This is a genomic window from Schnuerera sp. (assembly GCF_035459645.1).
In the GTDB taxonomy this organism is placed as follows: Bacteria; Bacillota; Clostridia; order Tissierellales; family Tepidimicrobiaceae; genus Schnuerera.
In genome coordinates this window covers 1-1,779 of the sequence record NZ_DATHXO010000210.1, presented here as the reverse complement: position 1 = coordinate 1,779, position 1,779 = coordinate 1, and the positions used below count along the sequence as shown (strand labels likewise).

The window sequence follows — 1,779 nt, the reverse complement described above, 5'->3', positions numbered from 1 at the left end:
CTCCTTTTTATAGTAAAACTCTTATTTGCTAACTCTTATTTGCTAACTCTTATCCCCCCTTTTCTTAAGTTATATTTAATAATATTAATATAAGTAAACTCTATTTAATTTCATGTTAGCATTTTGTTTATATTTTGTCAACGTTTTCATTAATAAATATTTAATTAAATATGTAAATGTTTATTAATATTTAATTTACCTTGAGTTTCCGTAAAATGCAAAGAATAGATTACAAGTAGCCATTATGGACCAAATAAATATAAATATTTGCACCCAATACCAGTTTAAGACTAAACAAACTAATTTTAAGATGATTTAATAAGCCCCATTTATAATCGGACTTTGAAAAAATATGTTAGTTTATATATTTAAGATGCAAATTTAAAACAAAGTTGCTGATATCTAGGTCGCTTTGTTTTAAACCAGAGCCTAACACCTTCTTTTGCATAGGATAATATGTCTGAGATACCTTTAGATAGCCTGTAATAAAAGAAATAGACCTTTGCTTTGATTGGATTAGCTGTCCTAACAATCAGCGCTTTAAGAGTGTTTGTTTCTGATTTCATTGACATCTTGGCTAAAAAAGCCATGCATATAGTTATATAAAAATTTAATGCATTTATAGCTTTTAATTTTCTTACTCGGAAATTTTCAAACTGAAATATCTGCTTTTTACTACGAAAATATTCTTCTATTCTCCATCTAGAAAAATATAATTTTGCTATTTTTATAAGATCCTCTTTTGAATTTATCTCTATATTAGTTGCAAGCGTCATTGGATGTTCGGTAATGCCGTAAATTAGAACTAAATAAATATCTTTCCTAGATGCGGTTATTTTAACTTTTACATGTGATAAATACGCTTCTTGCTCTTTGCCTCTATAAAATAAAGGCATTTTCACCTTGCCTTTACGACGATTGCGCAACTCAGTAGCAGGTGTCCATTTATTATGATAAAGGAGCTTTCTTCGAGCTGTTAGACGGATAACAAAATTTTGTTTAAGTTCATCCATTTTTAAAAACATTTTATTGTCATCGTAACCTCTATCCATAACGAATGTAGCTTTATCAAACAAATAAGCACCTCGTTCCATAGCTTCAAATGTAATTGCATTTGAAGATTTAAAGTTCTTTTCTTTGGAAGAATATATCTTTGAAAATATGCTTACAGGTTGATGATTTTTAGTAAGAACGCAGGCCTCAGTAACGTGGTATCCATTTTTATATATATTTTTTGTAGATGAACTTTCAGAACCATCTCTAACACGACATAGATCTTCAAACTTGTAACCACTGGGCTTAATAATATCGCTATCATCTAAGTAGATTACAGGCTCCTTGGGAGTCCACTTTTTAACCATATTTAAGTAATTATTTGAAACATCATTTGGTATAGGTTTAAGTAGATTTTTAGAAAGTCGTTCTACAGTATTAACCTTTTTTATAGGTTCGTGAAGCTTATCAGCAATATCAGTTAAAAGGCAACTATTAGAAGCAAGCATGCCATATATCATATCGGCAGAAAACTTTTGATTAGGCCTAGAAGATAATTTTGATATTTTGTTTGAAAAATTTACAATTTCCCGTTTCATAGTGTAAGTATTTGTGGTAAACTTAGACATAAGGAGTCCTCCTTTATTTGTTTAGTTGATTATTTGCTTACACATTAATTATACCAAACAAAAGGGAAGGATTCCTTATTTTTAGCCATTTATTTAAAATTGTGTATAATTAAATCATGATACTTATGGATTGTGGATAAAAATACGGAAACTCAAG

1 protein-coding gene is annotated in these 1,779 nt (G+C 29.1%); it reads right to left on the bottom strand.

Translation table 11 applies throughout. The annotated features are described in order from the left end of the window. Positions 1–368: 368 nt before the first annotated feature. Positions 369–1,622 carry a transposase gene (locus VK998_RS04940; protein ID WP_325226184.1) on the bottom strand — a complete coding sequence of 418 codons (1,254 nt, stop codon included), beginning with the start codon at positions 1,620–1,622 and terminating at the stop codon, positions 369–371. Between the last annotated feature and the right edge of the window lie 157 nt (positions 1,623–1,779).